This window comes from Vibrio sp. 10N.261.46.E11, assembly GCF_041472735.1.
In the GTDB taxonomy this organism is placed as follows: Bacteria; Pseudomonadota; Gammaproteobacteria; order Enterobacterales; family Vibrionaceae; genus Vibrio.
In genome coordinates, this window is the sequence record NZ_JBFRQW010000041.1 from 1 (window position 1) to 18155 (window position 18155).

Annotated in this window: 14 protein-coding genes; 13 read left to right on the forward strand and 1 reads right to left on the reverse strand. The window is 44.7% G+C overall.

Annotation, left to right across the window (positions count from 1 at the left end):
* Nucleotides 1-140: 140 nt before the first annotated feature.
* Nucleotides 141-392: a DUF2798 domain-containing protein gene (locus AB4407_RS13565; RefSeq protein ID WP_372120927.1), complete on the reverse strand. Its 252-nt coding sequence runs from the start codon at nucleotides 390-392 to the stop codon at nucleotides 141-143.
* An 84-nt stretch (nucleotides 393-476) separates the two neighbouring features.
* Here AB4407_RS13565 and AB4407_RS13570 point away from each other — a divergent pair, with 84 nt between their 5' ends.
* The 13 genes from AB4407_RS13570 (at nucleotide 477) to AB4407_RS13630 (ending at nucleotide 18140) form a co-directional block, all read left to right on the forward strand.
* The gene (locus tag AB4407_RS13570; RefSeq protein WP_372120929.1) at nucleotides 477-1376 is read left to right on the forward strand and encodes a LysR family transcriptional regulator; all 900 of its coding nucleotides are present in this window, start codon (nucleotides 477-479) and stop codon (nucleotides 1374-1376) included.
* Between the two features lie 17 nt (nucleotides 1377-1393).
* A complete protein-coding gene (locus tag AB4407_RS13575) occupies nucleotides 1394-2269 on the forward strand; it encodes an NAD(P)-dependent oxidoreductase (protein WP_372120930.1) in 876 nt (291 codons plus the stop codon).
* 383 nt (nucleotides 2270-2652) lie between these two features.
* Complete coding sequence (locus AB4407_RS13580) at nucleotides 2653-4263, forward strand: methyl-accepting chemotaxis protein (protein WP_372120931.1); 1611 nt, start codon at nucleotides 2653-2655, stop codon at nucleotides 4261-4263.
* Nucleotides 4264-4511: 248 nt separating this feature from the next.
* Complete coding sequence (locus AB4407_RS13585; protein WP_372120932.1) at nucleotides 4512-5192, forward strand: hypothetical protein; 681 nt, start codon at nucleotides 4512-4514, stop codon at nucleotides 5190-5192.
* Between the two features lie 86 nt (nucleotides 5193-5278).
* Complete coding sequence (locus tag AB4407_RS13590; protein WP_372120933.1) at nucleotides 5279-5977, forward strand: ABC transporter ATP-binding protein; 699 nt, start codon at nucleotides 5279-5281, stop codon at nucleotides 5975-5977.
* Entirely contained in the window at nucleotides 5965-7263 is a 1299-nt protein-coding gene (locus tag AB4407_RS13595; protein ID WP_123961502.1) for an FtsX-like permease family protein, read from the forward strand. Before AB4407_RS13590 ends, AB4407_RS13595 begins: the two co-directional genes overlap by 13 nt.
* The gene (locus AB4407_RS13600) at nucleotides 7256-8056 is read left to right on the forward strand and encodes an outer membrane lipoprotein-sorting protein (protein ID WP_372120934.1); all 801 of its coding nucleotides are present in this window, start codon (nucleotides 7256-7258) and stop codon (nucleotides 8054-8056) included. Before AB4407_RS13595 ends, AB4407_RS13600 begins: the two co-directional genes overlap by 8 nt.
* Nucleotides 8057-8065: 9 nt before the next feature.
* Entirely contained in the window at nucleotides 8066-9358 is a 1293-nt protein-coding gene (locus AB4407_RS13605; protein ID WP_372120935.1) for a hypothetical protein, read from the forward strand.
* Complete coding sequence (locus AB4407_RS13610) at nucleotides 9358-10392, forward strand: sensor histidine kinase (protein ID WP_372120936.1); 1035 nt, start codon at nucleotides 9358-9360, stop codon at nucleotides 10390-10392. The genes AB4407_RS13605 and AB4407_RS13610 overlap by 1 nt, the downstream gene beginning before the upstream one ends.
* 73 nt (nucleotides 10393-10465) lie before the next feature.
* Entirely contained in the window at nucleotides 10466-11332 is an 867-nt protein-coding gene (locus AB4407_RS13615) for a LytR/AlgR family response regulator transcription factor (protein ID WP_372120937.1), read from the forward strand.
* A gap of 175 nt (nucleotides 11333-11507) precedes the next feature.
* Nucleotides 11508-14270: a M16 family metallopeptidase gene (locus tag AB4407_RS13620; RefSeq protein ID WP_372120938.1), complete on the forward strand. Its 2763-nt coding sequence runs from the start codon at nucleotides 11508-11510 to the stop codon at nucleotides 14268-14270.
* Nucleotides 14271-14552: 282 nt separating this feature from the next.
* The gene (locus AB4407_RS13625; protein ID WP_372120939.1) at nucleotides 14553-17357 is read left to right on the forward strand and encodes an insulinase family protein; all 2805 of its coding nucleotides are present in this window, start codon (nucleotides 14553-14555) and stop codon (nucleotides 17355-17357) included.
* Nucleotides 17358-17639: 282 nt separating this feature from the next.
* On the forward strand, nucleotides 17640-18140 hold the full coding sequence (locus AB4407_RS13630; RefSeq protein WP_372120940.1) for a hypothetical protein: 501 nt from the start codon (nucleotides 17640-17642) through the stop codon (nucleotides 18138-18140).
* Nucleotides 18141-18155: the final 15 nt, after the last annotated feature.

Below are 18155 nucleotides of genomic sequence, written 5' to 3' on the forward strand. Positions count from 1 at the left end.
TACTTAACTGATCGGCATTAAGCCTAGTGCTCGGTTTTTTTATGGGCGTAATTCAGACATGTATCCGTGAGCATGACTCTTTGATCGCAGCCCCTTGATGGCAGCTTCTAGATCATAGCTCCTAGAGCATAAGCCCTTGATCATCGTTCCGTGACCTCAGGTATGCAAAGCGCTCTCGGGCTACAAATCCATGCAGAGAGTTTTCTGATCAAAGGGAGCACGGTGAGGTTGAGCACGATGGCACACGGCCAAGCAATGAAAAAGCTTTGCAGCCAGATTGGCGGCCACTCGGGGCTGAATCCCATTTTGTAGCCAGAAATTAACCCAGACATGATAGTCGCCATGGTCAGGGAGGATAAAATCGCGGTTACCCAAAATTGTTTGTTGTTCATACTGTGTTCTCCCGTGATTTTCTGTTGTTGATGAGATAAGGTTACATCTATCCATTAATGAGAAAAATAGGCACATATAGAAGTATGAATTCCATATTTGGAAACATTGATGATCTGTTCTTATTCTGTGCTGTGGTTGAAGAGGGCTCTTTGTTGTCGGCATCGAAGCGACTTCAACTGCCTGTGTCGACCATGTCACGTCGGTTAACCGCCTTGGAAGAGCGTCTAAGCATCCGCCTTTTAGAAAAGAAAGGTCGTGAGCTGGTGGCCACCAAAGACGGCGAGGCGGCCTTTTCTGCACTGAGCAGCGGCATGGAGTCGATTCATCAGGGCTTTAATAGCTTGCTAGAAGAGCGTGACGCTATTCAAGGCAAGATAAAGCTCGCCGTACCTCATAACTTCTATAGTGGCTTTCTAGGGTCGACGGTAGAAAAATTCCTCACTCAATATCCGAACGTTCAGCTCGACCTTACCTTGAGCCAACAACAGTTTATCCCGCAGACCGACCGTGACTTACTGATCACGTTTAAGATTTCGGACATGGAAGGCATGATCGCACGGCCACTTTTTAAAGCTAAACATGGCTTTTTTGCGAGTCCAGATTATTTGGGTTCTCGTGATGAGATTAAAAATCCAGACGATCTCGAGCATCAAGAGTGGATTAATGTCGATGATGTGTTTGATATACCGCTCTACAAATCCGATCGCTTAGAGCAGATGGTGACGATTAAACCTAAGTTCATCGTTAATGATATTTATGCTGTTGCGGCCGCGGCGCAAAAGGGATTGGGTATCGCCTCACTGCCTTTCCGCCATGTTTCTCCAGAGATGAATCTGGTTCAAGTACTGCCTGAGTATCATCGGGGTGATCGCCAAGCGTATTTAGTGTACAAAGAAAGAAAATATCAGCCGAAGGCTTTGACCTTGCTTATCGAAACCTTGATTGAGAGCGTTCGATCGTTCCATTACGATGAGCTGAGTTGAATAAAAAGGAGAAAGAAATGAAAGTAAGTTTTATCGGGCTAGGCGTTATGGGTTTTCCAATGGCAGGCCACCTAGTCAAAGCCGGTTTTGAAGTAACGGTATTTAACCGCACTCACAGCAAAGCACTAGACTGGGCTAATAAACACCAAGGTAAAGCCGCAGAAAGCGTAGCTGAGTGTGTAGCAGAAGCTGACGTAGTATTGGTTTGTGTCGGCAACGATGACGACGTACGCAGCATGACGACCAGCGAAACAGGCGCACTGGCCGCAATGAAGCCAAACGCGATTCTTGTCGACCACACCACAACGTCTGCAGTGCTGTCTGAAGAGCTTGAAGTGGCCGCGAAGCAAGCGGGTGTTCGCTTTATGGATGCACCAGTGTCTGGTGGTCAAGCGGGTGCAGAAAACGGCGTGTTAACCATCATGTGTGGTGGCGAGCAAGCGCTATTCAACGACCTTCAACCTGTATTTGAAGCTTACGGCAAGTCGTCAGTTCTAATGGGTAAAGTAGGCCAAGGCCAACGCGCGAAAATGGTCAATCAGATCTGCATCGCAGGCGTATTGAATGGCCTTTCTGAAGGCTTGGTACTTGCAGAAAAATCAGGTTTGGATATCCCAACTTTGGTTGATTGCCTTAAAAACGGCGCAGCAGGATCATGGCAGATGGAAAACCGCGCGACCACAATGGCACAAGACAAATTCGATTTCGGCTTCGCCATTGATTGGATGATCAAAGATTTAGGCTTCTGCCTAGATGAAGCTGAACGTCAAGGTATTCAACTTCCATTGACTGAAAAGACCAACAACGCTTACAAGGCACTGTCTGCCCAAGGACAAGGCCGCATGGATACGTCAGTATTGATGAAAGCTGTGGTTGAAGAAACTAAGAAGTAGAAAGACTAAGTATTAGACGAGAGAGGAAAGTAGAAAATAATTACCTAAATAGCCGCTAATTAGCGGCTATTTTTATTTTTTATTAAAAATAAAAATAACATATTTTCCAACAATGTAAGTGGTTGTAAGCTTGTTTTGGTTGAAAGTCCATCAGCACCGTTCGCGTCCTGCGAGAACTGTATTAATTTCGCTTCACTCCATGCTGATGAATTGTTTAATTGATAAGATTATATTGCCATTTCATTACAAAATAGTTGAGAAATGATCGCTAACTTAACTGGTCTGTTTAGGTTGTTTAATTGCAAGTCAATGATAAATTGGTTAAAAAGTGTGATAGGATTATCATTATTAGTAAATTTCCATACATTATTTTTCAGGGTTATATGAAATCAATATCAACAAAGCTTCTTCTAGTTCCACTGTTCTTTTCTATTTTTTTAGTTGTAAGCAACTTAAAAAGCGAAGCTACCTCAAATGAGGTTATGGACAGTTTTCACTCGGTGTACGAGGACCGAGTCATTCCGTTATCTGATTTGAAAAGTATTTCTGATTTGTACGCAGTAAGCGTGATTGATGCGGCGAATAAATACCATGTAGGAATGATAGAACAGGCGGCTTTTTATTCTGGTGTTTCTGTTGCGATGAAAGAGGCTCATGAGCTATTTCTTCATTATCTGGCAACGCAGCTAACACGAGAAGAAGAGGGGTTGGCAAAAGAGCTTCAACTTAAAATAGACAAGGTGGAGCGAGAAGTACCATTAATTCTTGATAAACATAGAAATATGATGATTGATGATTCTGAGATGATCACTCAGCTTTATCTCCTTGTTGATGATATGGGAGGCGTTCTTGGTGAACTGATCTCATTGCAATTGGACGTCGCTAAGGAAGAATTAGCCCATTCTGATTCAGTTTTAGAGTCCAACTCTTCTTTCTCATGGTGGCTGGTTCTTTTCTCTTCTATCGTTGCTTCTGGCTCATCTTATTTCCTAGTGAAAAGAGAATTGAGAAATTTACCATTGATCGTAAATTGGATTAAAGCCCTTGAGAATGGACGTTTATCGGACGTTAAATTGAAAGAGGGTGGAAATGAGCTCGACACTATTTCAGATTCTTTGTCTCAACTGTCTGCAAAATTGAATGATATCCTGTCACAGGCAGGTGTAAGCATGAATTCAATTAACCAAAAGCAAGAAGAGTCTTTAGCTCTGATAGAGCGATCCCAGAGTAACTCTTTGAATGAACTATCATCGGTAGAGCAAATCGCGACGGCCGCGACTGAGTTATCTTCAACAGCGAGAGACGTTGCTGACAACGCACAAAGAGCTGAGCAGTCAGCAATGGAAGCGAATGACATTATTCAGCTAAGCCATGGAACATTGAAAAACTCAACTGACACGACAGAAGAAATTTCTGAATCAATATCAGAAACTCAAACGGTCGTGAATTTACTTAGAGAGCACTCAGAGCGTATCAGCAGTGTTGTTGAGGTAATTAAGAACATCTCTGAGCAAACCAACTTGTTAGCGCTTAATGCCGCGATTGAAGCGGCTAGAGCCGGTGAGCAAGGAAGAGGGTTTGCTGTTGTTGCTGATGAAGTAAGAGCTTTGGCTGGGAAAACTCAGCAGTCCACTATCGATATCCAAGAAATCATCGCGCAGTTACAAGACCAATCTAAGCAAGCGGATGAATCTATGGTGAAAAACGTCGAGCTGATGCGTTTAACAAAGTCTACGACTGATGAGCTTGCTCAATCTTTTCATTCGATATCAGAAAAGGTTTTAAGTATTTCAGAAGTGAATGCCATCGTTGCTACGGCATCAGAAGAGCAAAGTGCCGTTACGACAGATATATCGACACAGCTTGAAAATATGAACGTACTGGTTCAACAAAACATTGAAGGCATTGATCAATCAGCTCAAGCAAACCAAAGCGTTGTTGAAGTAACGAAAGAACTCAATTCAGAACTAAGCTTCTTTAAGCTAGATAAATAATAAGTCAATGTAAGCGTGCTTTTCCTTTAGAAATTAAGCACCCTTGATCTAGATTTAGTCATTTAGACCATGACAAGATAGCCGCCATTGAGCGGCTATTTTTTTGTCTGTATTTTTACCTATCTTTGACCGCTCACGCCTTCGTTCAACCATCCACTCCTCGTAATTACCATTCGTCGCATTGATAAAACGGCGTGACAAATTCTCGTTAACCTTTCAGCGTCAACATTTGAAAGGGATTAGAAATCATGACTACTTCACACTCATTAAATTCAGGCTCTACCACTTCTCTGCTTAAGCGTTCATTACTGATTGCACTTGTTTCGTTTGCACCCACTTTGGCGCAGGCCAACCCAAGTTCAGACGTGCTCGATATCTACAACCAAGCGGCGCAAGGCAATGAAGATTTGGTTGAAGTGGCTTACGAACGCCTGAATGACACGCTGCAACAAGACGGTGCGACGCCACTGACCTTGGTTTACCTCGGAAGCACAGAGACCTTGATGGGGCGTGATGCGTTCTTGCCTTGGAACAAAATGAAGTATGTGGAGAAGGGTTTATCGACTATTGATAAATCTCTTGTTCTGCTTAAAGACGAAGACCAACCAATTCATGAACAACCCCGAGTTCAAGGGTTGCCGGATTCTTACCTAACTCGCGCCATGGCTGCGGTGACTTACACCTCTCTACCAGACATGTTTAACCATTTCGATCGTGGTTATGACCTGTTCCTCTCGTTACTTGCGGAAGATGATTTCCAACAACAACATTTCGCTGCGACATCGTGGATTTACCGTTATGCCATTACCGCATCGATTCGTGCTGAAGACTTCAAGCAGGCACAAGTGTGGTTGGAAAAAATGGAAAACACCGATGCTGGCAACATCGAAACTATGACGGCGAAGGCCCTAATAGCGAAAGCCAAGTAACCGTTGCGAATGCTAAATGGCGGTTTACTAAAGCTCATTAACAACTGCGAACGCTTAAGAATGATGGGTAATCAGAGGACAACGAAATGATTGAATTTAAGGATATCGGCAAATCGTATCTCACTGGCGGTCAAAGCGTAGACGCTCTCAAGGGAATCGATGGCCAAATCAAACGTGGTGAGATGGTGGCGCTGTGTGGCCCATCGGGTTCAGGGAAAAGCACACTGTTGAACATCCTTGGTTTGTTGGATATGGACTATCGAGGTGAGATAAACATTGATGGCAAAGCGTATCCAACAGAGCAAATTTCCGCTGCGCGCTTTCGTCGTCAGTTGTTGGGTTTTGTGTTTCAGCGCTTCAATCTTGTTCCGGTGATGACAGCGCTTGAGAACGTCGCATATCCATTGATGTTGAACCAATGCACGAAGCAAGAACAACAGAGCAGAGCACAACATATGCTGGAGCGCGTTGGTTTGGGGGATTACGTTCATCACCGCCCAGACAACCTTTCAGGTGGTCAGCAGCAACGTGTCGCGATTGCCAGAGCGTTAATCCACAACCCAAGCCTAGTGATTGCCGATGAGCCGACTGCCAGCTTAGACAGCCACACTGCCAACCTTGTGATCGACATTATGAAAGAGCTCGGCCACGAGATGGGCACCACCTTTATTGTCGCAACGCATGATCCAAGAATGGCGCAGCGTTGCGACAGAGTGATTGAGTTAATCGATGGACAACTCGCTCCACAAGCCGCAACTACGGAGGCGATCTCATGGGCAAGTTAACGCAAAGAATGAGCACGTTTTTACTTCCAACTTCGGTGCGTTTGGCGTGGCTTAATTTATTGAGAAACGGTCGACGCAGCCTGCTTTCGGTATTGATCATCGCGATTGCGGTATTTGCGCTGACCAGTGCGGGCGGCTATGGGCTTTACACCTATGAATCTCTGCGTGAATCGACAGCGCGAGATACTGGTCATCTTACTTTGAGCACGCCGGGATATTTTGAACAAGACGAAGACATGCCGCTGAGCAATGGTCTGGACAACGTTCAAGCGCTAACCAAGAGCATTATTGGCGATAGTGACGTGCGTGGTGTGCAGCCGCGAGTCTATTTCAGCGGTTTGGTGTCTAACGGCAGTAAGTCGACCATCTTTATGGGAACGGGTGTTAATGAGCGTGAGTTCGACATGAAAGGTCCATTCCTTGATGTGCGTAGTGGGCAAACCCTGTCGGATGTGAAATCCCCAAGATACGACAACCAAGAGCCACAAGTGATGCTGGGAACTGACCTTGCTCGTAACCTCAAAGTTGCGGTTGGCGATTGGGTAACGCTGCTCGCCACCACCAGTGACGGTGCTTTGAATGCTTTTGATTTTAAGGTGCAAGGCATCTACTCGACTGGGGTTCCTGAGCTAGACAAACGTCAGCTGTATGTACACATCACTACCGCACAAGAGCTTTTGGCCTCAGACAAAGTCAGCACCCTATCGGTGTTCCTATTTGAAACAAGTAAGACCTCGACCGTTCAACAGCGTATCCAAACTGCTTTAGATCGAAATAGCGCTAGCCAAAACGATCAAGGCACAGAGATCGAGATCACCCCATGGCAAGATCGCGCGTTTTTCTACACCAAGGTTAAAGATCTTTACGACCGGATCTTCGGCATCATGGGCGCAGTGATGGCGTTGGTGGTGTTTGTGTCGCTGTTTAATACTATGACCATGTCGGTGACGGAACGCACTCGTGAAATTGGCACCTTGTCGGCACTCGGCAGTTACCCTTCTGAAATCGTTGCAGGCTTCTTAAAAGAGGCGGGTTTGCTGGCACTGATTGGCAGCGCGATCGGCGCGTTAGTGAGTGGTTTGGTGTCGCTGTTACTGCTGGTGGTTGATATACAAATGCCACCACCTCCGGGTCGAACCGAGGGTTACCCACTCAACATTTACTTCTCATTGGAATTGGTTGGTTACGCCACTTTAGGTGTGCTGACGATATGTTTGCTAGCTGCTTATTTCTCTGCTCGCAAAGGCGTGAATAAGCCAATCACGGAGGCACTGGTTTATGTGTAAATTAACTCGTTCATTGAATACCTTGGGTTTGGCTTTCGCGTTGGGCTCTGTTTTGGCTTCGCTTCTAGCATCGGCGTCAAGCTGGGCGGTTGATTCACAACAAGTTACCGAGATGATTGCCAAGGCAGACAGCTATCGTTTGAACAGCGCACAAGCGTCTAAGGTAGTGTCTTTGGTGGCGTTATATCAAGACGAGCAACTGGACAAAACCCGTGAATACAACGTCTACACAAGGCCAAATCGAGAGTCATTAGTAGTCTTTAAATCAGCTGTTGAGGCAGGACAAAAGATGCTGATGATTGAAGATAACTACTGGTTGCTGATGCCAAAATCTCGCCGCCCAATTCGTATTACCCCAATGCAAAAGCTATTGGGTGAAGCTTCGGTAGGGGATATTTCAACGCTCACTTGGAGTGAAGATTACCAAGGAGAGTGGGTTGCTGAGCAACGAGTTGAGATGCCGACTGGCGAGACACTCGATACCCATCACTTAAAACTCACCGCAAAGACTAAGGGCGCGAGTTATCAATCTATCGAGCTTTGGTTAACGGCAGACCGCGCATTTCCGGTCAAAGCGGATTTGTATCTGCGCTCAGGAAAGCTAGCCAAGCAAGCGTGGTTTACTGAAGGCGTGCGTGATGGCCTGCCAAGTGTAGTGTCGATGACCTTGCTCGATAAGATTCAACCAAGTAAGAAAACCGTGATTGAGTACCGTGAGGTAAGCGAACAAGCTTTAGCGGACAAATACTACAACCCTGCTTACTTATCACGTAATAGCGTGTCTGGGCTTTAGGTGGGTGCCATGAAAGCTTCTAGTCGTCGGTTCCACATCAAGCCTTTAATTGCTTCCTTGTTTTCATTGTTTTGTGTGAGTAACACGATTCACGCTGATGAACTGAGCCTAGCGTGGGACTGGCAACTGAGTGCTGAAGCCGTTGAATCGCGAGAGTCGCCATTTAGCCCTTTAGCACCTGACAATCGTCAGTCACTCAATGGTTTGTTGGATCTTGAGGTTGGTTACGGCAATTGGCTTGGCCTGTTTGCAGTCAAAGCCAACGATATTTTGAGCAACAACCATCAAGGGCAAGAGGCGAGCTTTGAATCGGAATTCATTGCGCGTGAGTTGTTTTGGCAAGGTGGTGTTGAGGTGTTGAATTCAATAATCGGAGATCACTATCTTGATGTCACGCTCGGCAAGGTTCGCCTCGATTGGGGCGTGGGCTATGGCTACCGACCGTTAGACATCATCAAGCCGTATCGCCAAAACCCAGTAGGCATTGTCGCAGAAGAGGGCGCGGGTGTTGCGTCGGCGTCACTGTTTGATATGACGGGCGAATGGACACTGCTTTACAGCGATTCTTCGTGGACTTCCCAAGACGTAAATGAATTCGAAAAGCAAAACCAGCAACAAGGGTTTGGGGTACGTCGTTACAACCTGATTGGCGACCACGAGTATCAATGGATCGCTTATTACGATGATGTGCGCCACGGCTTGCTTGGGGCAAGTTTGGTGTCAGTATTAAACCTCGCGTGGGAGTTTCATGGTTCGATGGTTTATCAGCGACAAAGCCTTGGCTACAACCAGCCTGATTCCATGCTTAAACCTGTTTATTTAGAAGAAAAGGGCGAGGCCTATCAAGCGTTAGCCGGATTAACATGGGCGAATGACACTGGCCACAATGTGGTATTGGAATACTGGTTTGATAGTCGCGCTTGGAGCCATTCAGAGTGGCAAAGTGCGATAGAAAGTGCAGAGTCTTTGTCGGTTAATCCGATGACAGCTTTGTTGGCTGGTTCTTATGCGCAAGGCTATCAGCACGCCAATTTGGTTCAACACAACATCATGTTTCACTGGTCTTTGGATTCGACACATGGCTGGCTTGAAGATATCACGCCAACGTTTGATGTGATGTTGTCTCCACTAGATGGTGGTTTTATTGCTACTCAGTGGCTTAATTATCTGGCTTTCGATAATGGTGATTCATCGTTGAATTTGGAACTTGCTGCACGCTTTCTAGGCGGTAAAAGTGATTCTGCTTACGTCAACTTACCGGATAGTCATATGATTCTTTTAAATATCAAAGGACGATTTTAATGGACACTTCTTCAGACAGTCGGTTTTCATGGATTAAAAGCTTTGTACTGACCACTTTGTTTTGTTTTGTTATCGCCATCACCACACAGACTATTTGGGGCGGCGATCTTGTGGTCAACCTTGCGATTAGTTTTGGTTTTGGTTACAGCGCAGTCGGTTCTTCTTTTATCTTGGTTAAGTTGTTCAAGAGAACATCCAGAACGCTTGAAGTGGGTATATCAATGGTGATCGCGATGACCTTTGGTACCTTGAACGCGCACTATTGGCTGAACGGATTCTTTGGGGCGAATATTTCTGATCTTAAATCTGTGGTCTTGTTGGGTGTGATCTTCTGTTCGGTTTGCTATTACTATTTCTATACCCGAGAGCAGCAACTACGTGCCGATAACGAATTGGAAGTGGCCAAGCGTCGTCAGGCCGACCAAGAAAAGGTTGTGGTGCTGAGTCAGCTTAAGCAACTGCAAAGCCAAATTGAACCGCACTTCTTGTTCAACACACTTGCGACCATCAATGTGTTGATTGAGAGTGACAGCGCCAAAGCCAAATTGATGCTCGAAAAGCTGACTGATTTGCTGCGTGTGACTCTGAAGAACAGCCGTACCGAGCAATCGACCATCGCACAAGAGGTCGACTTGTTAGACGCTTATCTTAATATCCAAAAGATACGTTTGGGTGAGCGCTTAGCGTTCTCGATTGAAACACACGAGATTCGTGATTTGCAGGTGATTCCCCCCTTCTTGATTCAACCCTTGGTCGAGAATGCACTCACGCACGGTATCGAACCCAAAGCGGCGGGTGGCCAAGTGAATATTCGTATTACTCAACAAGCCGAGCAGTTGAAGATTGAAGTGTCAGACAGTGGTGCAGGGTTGAAAACACCTTCTGCGAATACGGGGCATGGTGTTGGGTTAAGCAATATTCGTCAAAGAATCGAAACCCTTTATGGTGATAAGGCGAGTCTAACGATTACTGAACAAGCTGAGGGTGGGGTAGTCTCTACGATCTTGTTGCCACTGACTGACGCAGCCGCTTAGAATTACAGACCAGAAAGCACAGAACAGTGACGAAAAAATAGACGATTTACAGTGTGAATTTAAAGGACTAACCATGAACAACCCAGCAATACAGCCGAGCGTAACGGCGATTATCGCAGACGATGAAGCACTGTTAAGGCACCATCTCGACAAGAGTTTGGCTGAGGTTTGGCCGGAGTTAGAGATCGTCGGTAAGGCACAAAACGGTTTGGAGGCGATGCAAAGTATTCAGCAGCTTAAGCCCGACGTGGCGTTTCTCGATATTCGTATGCCTGAGCTGGATGGAATTTCACTAGCGAAACAATTGAACAAGCTAGATTCGCCGCCATTGATTGTGTTCATTACGGCTTATGACGAATACGCAGTTAAAGCCTTTGAACACAATGCTATGGATTACCTGCTGAAGCCAATCAACGAAGAGCGTCTACTCGCTACCTGTCAGAAGGTTCAAGCGCGTCTGTCGAGCCATCAAACACAATCAGGTATTACGCCAGAACAACCCGATATCACGGCGTTAATGAGTCAACTTCAGCAGTTATCACAATCGACGTCACAGCAAACGCAGCCTCCTTATCTATCGCAGCCCCTTTATCAACAGCAGAAGAAACATCTAACGTGGCTTAAAGCCAGTGTCGGGGAAGACATTCACCTAATCGCCGTCGATGATGTGGCTTACTTCAAAGCAGAAGACAAGTACGTCTCGATATTCAAAAAAGGCCAAGGCGGCTCTCTAGAGGAGTTCATTCTTCGCGTATCACTAAAAGAGCTGATCGCCCAACTCAATCCTGATGAGTTTTGGCAGATCCACCGCTCGGTGGTGGTGAAAGTCTCGGCCATTGATAAGGTGAAGAAAGGGCTCTCAGGCCAAATGTCGGCTTATGTCTCCGGTGAGAAGTTACCGATCAGCCGCGCCTCGCAAGCGTTGTTTAAAGGTATGTAGAGAACGAATAAAAGGCGCTACATATCGGCTCTACAACTAATTCATGTAATTTATAAATTAAACACTTTCATACTTATATCGAGTGACTCTAAAATTTTAGTCGTTTGATTTAATGGCGAATTATTACACTTTGGCGATCGGATATATTGGAGGAAAGCCCTTCAAAGAGATCGTTATGAAAGCATACTATTTAGTCGTCGTATTGAGCTCCACATTGCTAGGTTGCAGCTCTACTCCTCAGCAACAAACGTTATTGAAATCCGATCCATACTGGGTCAAAGGAGAGTTAGATAACGGATTAACCTACCATGTCTACCCTGACCAAGAACAACCGGTCTCGGTACGCTTACTAGTGCATGCCGGATCTTTGCAAGAGAGCGAACAACAGAAAGGGTACGCCCACTTTGTTGAGCATATGGCGTTCAATGGCAGCAAGAACTTTTCAGGAAATGAGGTGGTTGAGCTATTTGAGCAATCTGGTGCCAGTTTTGGTGCAGACTTAAATGCTTATACCTCTTACCAAGAAACCCTCTATAAATTAGATCTGCCCGACAATAAGAACCTAAACAAAGCGCTGGCTTGGTTTAGAGACATTGGCGATGGTTTATTGCTGTCCGAAGCTGAAATCGAAAAAGAGAAAGGTGTGATACTTGGGGAGTTTCGATACACGCGAGTTGAAGATAAACCTCTCTTGTTTAAGTTCTACGATCATCTGGTTGAAGGGACGACTTACCAAAGTAACGATCCTATTGGCAATAAAGAATCCGTTTCTAAAGCGAATGTTCAAGAATTAAATAACTATTACCAAACCTGGTATCAACCTCAGTTAACCGAAGTGATTGTCTCTGGTGATATCACATTGGCAGAAGTGATCCCTTTGATTGAAGATACTTTCTCTGATTGGCAAAGAGGCACAACACCGGTTCCCGTGAAGAACACGTCAGTGGATTACAATACTCAAGATTTTGTGGCGTATGGATCTGGTGTCGAGCCACCGAGCATAGGGATAGTGATTGATCGTGGGGAAAGAGTGACACAGAGCCATGAGCAACAACATCAGCTTTGGTTAGATGATATTGCTCAACAACTTATCCAACAAAGGTTGAATTCTGACTTTGTTGACGCTGCGTTACCTGTGCAGTGGGTTGCTTCAACACCCTACTTATTAGAGTACCAAAGGTATTCGATTACTACTGTCGGTTTTCCTGTTGATAGCCGAGAGCAAAGTCAGCAGCAGTTTGTTTCTACTCTCGCCTCTTTGCGTGATTATGGCGTAAGTGAATATGAGTTGGCGAGTGTGCTTCAGCAATACCAAGCGAACCTCGATGACATTCAATTAAACTGGGATCAAATGGATGCTGTGGCTCATGCTGATGGTAAATCGACAGCATTGGTGATTAACCAACCCGTTCAATCACAGCTTGATTATAAGTCGAGTTTGAAAACGTTTCTTGCGAATGCGGATCTCGAGGCTGTGAATGATAACTTAGATGATTTGCTTTCTAGCCCTTACGTTTTGGGGTTAGGTTTATCTTCTAAGGAAGACATGCTAGCAATGGATAACGAGCTAAAAGATGTCAGAAAAGCCTATAAAAAGACAGGTAATAAACCACTGCTTGTTACCGCAAGTTCTGCGTTTAGCGTGCCAGAATCTCAAGGCGACATTGTGAAACAAATTCAGGTGAGTGAGGATCCTAACTTACAACAATGGACATTGAGCAATGGTATCGAGGTTTGGTATTTACGAAACCCTGAGGTGGGTAATAATGTTGGCGTTTACTATGCCAGTGAAGGTGGTAAATCAGCCCTAGATCCTTCTTTATTTCCTGCGCTAGAGGTGGCCATTCCAGCTTCGAATCGCAGTGGCGTTGGTAAATTCAGTGGCTCGGAATTAAATTCCCATTTGAAACGTAAAGACATCCAAATTTACCCCTTCATTAACTTCACTCATCACGGGTTGGAAATAAACACTAAGAAGAAGACGCTCGCAGAAGGCTTGGCTGCATTGTATACCATTGTGACCGAACCTAAAATTGACAGCGATCAGCTTGAGGCAGTGAAGTCTGAATTCACGCAAGGTCGTACTGCCTACCTAGAAACCCCATTGGGACAGTTTACCCAGATGGTGAATCGCAACAGCTATCAAGATAGCAGTCGTCATATCATGTTGGAAAGTGAAGATGTTGAAGCAGTTACACCTCAAGATATACTTGATATGCAGCATCAACTCTTTCAGAAGTTAAGAGACAATACGCTTGTCATCGTTGCTGATATTAAGCCATCTGAAATTAAGCCCCTCGTACGCCAATATGTTGCTTCATTGCCACTAGAAGCGGTTGAATCTCCTAATTATGAGGTGGCTTATAAAACGGATTCAGAAGAGCGAATAGATGTATCGATTAACAATGAAGACAGCAGTCAGTACTTGTTGCGCGTAATTTCCCAGCAAGCTCGGGATAAAACAGCAAAAGATGTGTTTATGGATGATATGCTGCAGCGCGTATTGTCGAGTCGTCTAACGGCTTATGTTCGTGAAGAGTTAGGCTTGGATTATGCACCTTACGTGTATTCGGTCGCTCAAGACAGTGAGCCAAGTTACGACTGGTTTGTGGGCTCCTTAACAGCCCCAGAAAACTTGGATCAGGTTGAACGGGCGATCGATAAAATTATTGCTGAAGCTGTCAAAGGGATCTCTGAAGAAGAGACTCGAACGGCAGCTAAACAGCTAGTGGCTGACCTCACGCCACTTCAATATAAGCCCACGCAACAAGCTTGGTTTATTTCACGTTACTTAATTCATGACTATGGTGTTGAGGCACTGTTTGACTTACAGGGAACGACAGATTCAATTTCTAGTAAAGATATGACGGAGTATGCTAAAGAAATTTTTGGAGATAACAGCTACCAGTTGAAGAACTTGTTAAGGCCACAAAGTTAAGCTGATTGAGTAAAGTGACTTTTCAGAAAAGTCGCTTTCACCCTGAATATATGATGTCGAATCTAAGCCAAATGCACAGTCATTTGGCTTTTTTCGTTAGGTAGGGGCTAGTCTTTTAAACTAGGTAGAGACTTTTAAATACTCGCAATTCGCGCCTTATATAACTGAGTGTAATTTATAAAATAAAGATCCAGATCACAAAGATACTCGTTCGGTTCAATATTAAATAATAATCATTAACTCTGCATGTATATTGTCGGCAGATGACATTAAGAGGTTGTTATGAAAACAAATTATTTAGCGACGGCAATATGCCTTACCTTGGTTGGCTGTAGTTCAACATCAAGTATCACCGAAACCTTCATCCAACCGGACCCGGCTTGGACTTCAGGCCAACTAGAGAATGGCTTTACCTATCATGTTTATCCTGATCATGAAGCGCCAGTTTCTGTTCGTTTAGTCGTACATGCAGGCTCGATTCAAGAAACTCTTCAACAAGAAGGTTATGCACATTTCGTCGAACATATGGCATTCAATGGCAGTAAGAACTTCTCTCAAAACGATGTGATTCGCCTATTTGAAGATGCAGGTGCTAGTTTTGGGGCTGACATTAATGCCTACACCTCTTATGAAGAGACGGTATATCAGCTAGATCTACCCGATAACGTCCAATTACAGTCTGCCTTGAAGTGGATGCGTGACATTGGTGATGGGTTGGATCTCGCCAGTTCAGAAGTTGACAAAGAAAAAGGGGTGGTTCTTGGGGAGTTTCGTATGGCTCGCCTTGACGATAAGTCATTCCCAGAAGTGTTTTATGACCACTTTATTGAAGGTAGCCCGTATCAATCTCAAGACGCATTGGGAACCAAAGAATCGGTTGTAAATGCGACTTCTCAAACCCTAACCGACTTTTACCAGACTTGGTATCAACCTCAAATCGCAGAGCTCGTTGTTTCAGGTGATGTGGATATAGAAACCGTGATCCCGTTAATCGAAGCAAAGTTTTCTAGTTGGCAGCGTGGTGAAACACCGAAACCAGTCAAACAGAAAATCACCACTTTCAACGAAGGTGACTATGTTGAGTATACGAAGAGAGAAGCCCCAAGTATCTCACTGACGTTTAACCGAGGCTCAAACATCATTGAAACTCACGATCAACAGCACCAACGTTGGTTGGATGAAACCTCCCAGTTATTGATTCAACAACGACTTGAAGCGGTATTTAATGATGCGGCTTTGCCGACTCAATGGATAGCGTCAGACAGTCTTGAAATGGGTGCTCTGCTTTACTCATCAACCAGTATTGGATTCCCTGTTGGAAGCCGAGAAGTGACTCAGCAAAAGATGCTCTCGACGTTGGCGTCATTGCGTGATTACGGTGTCTCGGAATCGGAGATTGTTGGTGAACAGCACTACTACCAAAACTTGCTCGATAATATTGAGCATGATTGGGATAAAGAGGACGGTGTCGATCACGCGAACAATAAGGCAAGTGCTTTAGTGACTGGTCGAATCGTTCAATCACAGAAAGATTATCAGGCCAGTATGGGAGATTTCATTTCCAACTTCAGTCTTGAAGTGATTAATGACAACATAAAAAGCATACTTTCTGGTGATTATTTCATGATCATTGGCATGAATAAGACTGAAAATAGAGCCGCAATTAATAACTCGTTAGAGAGCTTAAAAGCCACTTATAGCGAAATGGGTACTAATAGCAAAATAGGTACTAATAGAGAAACGGGCACCGCGCCGTTGGTTGCATTGACGGGGAGTGCTTTTGCTGTGCCGAGTTCGCAAGGCGATATTGTGCTGGTTGAACAAATATCTGTCGATCCATACATTCAAAAATGGACGCTAAGTAATGGTATAGATATGTGGTACCTGCGCGATGCACAGGCGAATGATGATGTTGGCGTGATGTACATGAGCTTGGGTGGAAAGGCCGCTTTGGATCCAAGCTTATACCCTGCCGTTGAGATTGCGTTACCTACTTTCGCGCGAAGTGGTGTCGGTGATTTGACCGGCTCTGAACTTCACGCATACCTTGACCGTGAAAATATTCAAGCCGACTCTTTTATTGGCAGCACTCGTCATGGTGTTGAATTTAATATTCAAAAAGATGGGCTTAAAGATACGTTTGCTGCACTTTATACTTTCATAACTGCGCCTAAAATTAATCCCGAGCAGTTAGAGGCGGTGAAGCAAGAGTTTGTACAAGGTCGAGAGTCTTTCTTGAGCAGTTCTGTTGGACAGTTTGAACGCGCAATAAACCAGAATCTCTATCATCTTGACGGTCGTCACCTCTTTGTTGAAACAGAGCGTGTTGAAGCCGTTTCTGTGGAAGATATCAGTCAGCTTCATCAGCAACTGTTTGGTCAAATGAGGCATAACCAATTGGTGATCGTTGGTGATATTGATCCAAGCGTACTCAAGCCTTTGGTTCAGCAATATTTGGCTTCGATTCCATTGGAAAAAGCGGTAGTGCCTGACTTTAAGGTGGCTTACAAACAAACATCAGAACCACGCATTGATCTAGCCATCAACAACGTGAATAGCGCAGAGTACATCTTACGAGTCATCTCTGAGCCAACAACAGGTAAAGCCTTTACAGCTAAAGATATCTTCATGGATAGCTTACTGGAACGTTTGCTGGCGACTCGTTTGGAAGCCTATATTCGTGAAGAGTTAAGCTTAGATTACTCGCCTTATACGTTCTCAGCGTCTGCAGATAATGAGTTGAGTGATGAGTGGGTTATCGGTGCGATGATAGCGCCAGAAAATGTTAATAAAGTGGAAGTGGCGATAGATAAGGTGGTTACAGACCTTCTACAAGGCGTTTCTGAAGAGGAAATGCAAGCGGTTGTGAAACAGTTTGAAGCTGACTTCACGCCTCTCGAGATGAGCTCTATAGACCAAGCGTGGTATGTGTCTCGTTATCTACTTCATGGTTATGATATCGAAGCCTTGTCTCAAGTTGATCGCGTGGCGAGATCGATATCCACTGAAGATATGAATGATCTAATACAGCGTATTTTTGGTGAGAATAGCCGTAAGATTAAGAACATCATGCGTCCTAAAGCCTAAAGCCTAAAGCCTAAAGCCTAAAGTAGAGCGTGAAAACGATAGCCAAAAGTGCTTCGACAAATACCCCTTCAAAGCCAAGCATTCATTGCTTGGCTTTTTGTTTTTGACGACTTTGGATGCGTGAATACAGGGCTAGGAGGTCAGCAATTGTCAGCGTAGTGTCAAATGTGTTCGGTTGTGTTTCTAAATCAATTGTAACTTTCATAGCTGTTATATATTGTCGCAGTGTTTACCATTCAGGATTATTGTTAATTGCTTAAACTAGGTACCCGATTAGTCTTAATGTTGTTTTTACTGAGCTTTGGCTTAGTGAATTCTAACGGCTATTCGTTTCCTTCTAAGCCATTCCAAATTCATTCGGCTCAAGAGCAATCTTCGCAGAATGAACAATTTTCATCAAATGAACAATCTTCCTCGAAAAAACAGTGTAAACAAGCCACTACGGATAATCCGTCGAGCTACTTAGAGTGCGATAAGGTTCCGTTTGGTACCGTGCCTTATGGTGACAGTTCCAACTATCATGACACCGAGTCGAGCCTCCAAGCTGCAAACTTCAGACGTATGCTCAGTAACGAGCAAGAAAGCGTGGCCGATCTTGAGCCTGCTTATCATCTACTGATCGACTTCTCTCCACCTTCAATACTGGCTTCTCTGCTTTTCAACACACCGTTGTTGGACTCTAAGCAGCATTGGACCAGTATTGTGAGTTCTCCGTCTTCCCGGCTTTCGGGGTGGAAAGAGGGCAACATCCAATACTCGCATTTCCGAGAACTTCTTAGCTAATCGTTTGACCTCAAA